Raw genomic sequence first — 3,664 nt, forward strand, 5'->3', positions numbered from 1 at the left:
TCGGCGTGGGTCCGATTATGGTGATCGCTACTGTGGAGGTGCAAGGAGGCAACGGGCTAGGGGCGGGCATGGCTTGCACGCCAATGCCGGCCTTGCTGTCCGTCGGGTCCTGGTTACGATAGCGGAAAGTCGTGGCGGCGTGAGGAGAGCGGCCTGCCCAAACCCGATAAGAGCCGAACCGGAGCTTGCCCAGCGATTCTGAGTTCGGTTGTGGTGAGAGCGACATTTCAAGTGCAGGGTGGCATGGACCGCTAGTGGAGCGAAGGAGTTCGCGTGGACCTGCATGAGTTCACGGCGACGATCCGGCCGCCCGATCTAATCGTGATCCCATCGAGTGAAGCTTATTTGCACTGTCAGAATATGCCCCTGTTCAAAGTTAACGCACCTGCAACCTATCCATATGACGCGTCAGGGAGTAGCTCGTGTCCAAGATTGGTGCCGTTGTCGGCAGCGCGCTCTGGGACCTGACTTTGACGGCGCCCCGCCTTCCAGAGGCGGGCGAAACCGTGTTGGCCACAGCGGCTAGGCTGACGCCGGGCGGCAAAGCCCTTAACCAAGCCGTGGCACTAGCCCCTTTTATTCGTGAGCGCGCTGGTGCGATCGGTGCGGCGTGAAGGGGCTGCCGGATTGACGGCGGTGGATTGCGGGACGTTTTGGACGCGTTCGGGGTTGGCGATCGTGGCTACAGCGGCGACGGCCGCGCCGACTACGGGCCGCCGCGTGTGATCGCGCCGGTCATGGCGGTCAGCATCGTGGCCTGCGGAAAGCTCGCCGGGAAAGCCAGCCGGATCTTGCCCTTCAACTCCTCGACGCGCACGGCGACCTTCACGAACGTGCGCCGGATGGTCTCGAACGTGGCGCCGCGCCAGCGCGACCGCTTCGGCGCTGCCTGCCGCAATGAATGCAGCAGCCAGTAGGCGCCCACGTGCAGGAACAGGCGGAACTGGTTGGCCTGCCAGCGCGAGCACGCCGTCTTGTCGGAGCGCGTGAAGCGCTTCATGTCCTTGATCAGGTTCTCGGCGTTGCCGCGCGCGCAGAACACCCTCTCGTAGAGCGTCTTGCCGCGTCCTTCGAGGCTGGTGACGATGAAGCGCACGTCGGTGCCGAGTGCGGTCGCCTCGACGCGGGCCACGAGCTTGCGCGATCGGCTCCACTCGCGGGCCCGATAGGGGAGCTGGTGGAATCGGCGCACGGTCGGCGTGCGTGGCGAGCGGCGCATGTCGCACTGGACGCGCCACGGCGCGGCGATCTCGATGAGCCTGGAGTTGATGGCAAAGCCGATGATGTAGTCGCAGCGCATGGCTTCCAGCCGCTTGAGCGCGGGCTCGCTGCAGTAATGGCTGTCGCCGCGCACCAGAATGGCAACGCGCGGCCAGTGCCTGCGGATGCGGCGAATGACGTGGCGCAGCACCTTGGCCACCTCCTCGCCCGAGGGCCGTTTGCCGGGGCGGAGTAGCGACAGCACGGGCTTGCCCGAGAGACCGTCGAAAATCAGGATCGGCTGAAAGCAGGTGCAGTCGTAGTGGGCGTTGAACAACGCCAACTCCTGCTGGCCGTGCACGGGATCGTCGGTGTCGTCGATGTCGAGCACGATGCGCGCTGGCGGGCGGGCAAAGCTGCGGCAGTAGAGATCGATCTGGCCGAGGCCAATGCGGGCCAGCGCGCGCCAGTCGGCGAGGTTCTCGAGCCGCGACAGCGTCGGCTGGCTCATCAGGTCGGCGCCGGTCTCTGGAGCGCGGCCGACCGCGATCTTCAGCGCCGGATCGGTGCGCAGAGCATCGACGTCGTCGCAGTCCTCGTAGCCAGCGGCGATCATGAGCATCCGCGCCGTCGCCATCTCGGCATAGCTGTGACGGACGCGGGACGGATCGCGATCGTCAGCCAATGGCGCGGTGATCGTCTCGGCGAGGCCAAGTCGGGTGGCGATCTCGCGCAGCACGATCAGCCCACCATCCGACGATAGGCGGCCGGCATCGAAGGTGGCTGTGAGCGACTTGCCCTCGACTGGGGACAGACCGGGCAGATATGGCGTAGCGTACATGGCGATGGGCCGGTGTTCGGGCTCTGGGCGACGCGCACGCTGCTTCGACACCAGAATGCTACGTCAAACCAACGGCTTCGTCGCCGCCCATCATCCCCTACCACACAGCCTCATGAATAAAGCGGGCTAGCAACTCGAAAGCCTATGATGCTGTGTCGAATGTACGGATACTCCCAATAGCGATTGGCTGGGCGAAGACTGCGGATACCGTTGACCCAGGAACCGCCGCGAATGATGCGACGCGACACGTCGCCACCTTGCCAGCTCGATCCGTCATTCGGAGCCCCTTCGTAGTTAGAGTGCCAAGTGTCTTCGCACCATTCCCAGACATTGCCATGCATGTCGTAAAGCCCCCAGGCGTTCGCTGCAAAGGAACCAGCCGGTGCAGTCTGCCTGTTGTCCCAAGAGCTGCCGCAACCGTCGCAGTTGGCTTTTCCCTCGCTGACCTCGTCGCCGGACGTGCCGGCGCGGGCGGCGAATTCCCACTCGGCCTCGGTCAGCAGTCGATACTCCTGCCCTGTCGTCGTCGACAGCCAAGCGACGTATTCCTTGGCGTCGATCCATGACACGTTGACGACGGGGCGGGCACCCCGCCCCCATCCTTGATCGCTCGGCCATCGATTCGCGAGGCATCCCCCACCATTTACGCACCCCAGCCAATCGTCGAACGTCACCTCGAATTTGCCGACTGCAAACGGGCGATGGACCCGCACCTCGTGCAACGGCATCTCGCTGTTGGCGCTTTTCGAGCCCATTCTGAAGCTGCCACCGGGCACGACCACCATCTCAGGACATGCTTGGCAGTCGCGAAACACACGGCCGGGCGTAGCAGCCTCGGCTCGCTTCAGCTCTTCTGCAATGCGCTCCCGCATCGCCACCCATTGCTGCGCGGCCCGCGCGGCGGCAGCCAATTCTGCTTCCTGTTTCAACTCGGCCAGGCGTCGCTTGCCGACATCACCAAAAAGAGTGTCGCCAAAGCGCTCATTGAAAGCATCCAGGAGCTTTAGATCGGTCGAGTGCTCGATCCCAGCCCACGCTGCGGCGGCCTCAGCATTTCGTGACACGCCCGCCAATTGCCCTGCGAAATAGATCTCCGGCATGGTCGAAGCAGAAACGAATGGGTCTTGCCCAATTTCGCGCCGAACGCGCCTCGATACGTTGATGAACACCAGCATGGAGTCGACCCCGGGGTTGATGATTTCTTGAGCCAGAGCTCTGGCGTAAGCTCCAGAATCGGCGGCGGTATGCCCTGGGGCCGTCGCGTAGGCGACCAGAACACCCGGCGTGTAGGGCACTGCCACGGGCACAAAACCTTTGTCGGCCAGCGCCTTCTTGCCCTTCCCCGTGAGTTTGAGCTCGTTGCGGCAGGCGTCAAAAATGATGTAATGCGTGGCCGCGGGGGCCTGGGTTCGCAAATTTGAGATGATGTTGTCAAGTTTCAACGAGTTGGTCCACAACTCATCATCATCCGCCGTTGGAACGTCGACGGGGATCAGGTAATTGGTCTTCGTCTCCGAGTTGGCCGCGCCGTGCCCCGAATAGTAGAAGAAACTAATGGCGCCTTCGCCCGCCTTTCGCAAGGCCGCAACGTGGCGCTCGATCGACGTATTGACCATCTTGTAG

Annotated in this window: 3 protein-coding genes; 1 reads left to right on the forward strand and 2 read right to left on the reverse strand. The window is 63.3% G+C overall.

Annotated elements, in window-relative coordinates; all coding sequences use genetic code 11:
* Positions 1–422 precede the first annotated feature (422 nt).
* On the forward strand, positions 423–614 hold the full coding sequence (locus K1X71_21105) for a hypothetical protein (protein MBX7075648.1): 192 nt from the start codon (positions 423–425) through the stop codon (positions 612–614).
* A 92-nt stretch (positions 615–706) separates the two neighbouring features.
* Here the strand turns inward: K1X71_21105 and K1X71_21110 are convergent, their stop codons facing one another.
* Together K1X71_21110 and K1X71_21115 are read right to left on the reverse strand one after the other, a co-directional pair.
* On the reverse strand, positions 707–2,041 hold the full coding sequence (locus K1X71_21110; GenBank protein ID MBX7075649.1) for an IS1380 family transposase: 1,335 nt from the start codon (positions 2,039–2,041) through the stop codon (positions 707–709).
* 110 nt (positions 2,042–2,151) lie between these two features.
* Positions 2,152–3,664, reverse strand: a 1,513-nt coding sequence (locus K1X71_21115) for an SUMF1/EgtB/PvdO family nonheme iron enzyme (GenBank protein ID MBX7075650.1), incomplete at its 5' end; no start/stop codon positions are given.

The organism is Pirellulales bacterium, assembly GCA_019694455.1.
In the GTDB taxonomy this organism is placed as follows: Bacteria; Planctomycetota; Planctomycetia; order Pirellulales; family JAEUIK01; genus JAIBBY01.

Bases quoted from the DNA above. Each gene is read 5' to 3' on its own strand.
- K1X71_21110 (MBX7075649.1), bottom strand. From the start codon at position 2,041: ATGTACGCTACGCCATATCTGCCCGGTCTGTCCCCAGTCGAGGGCAAG.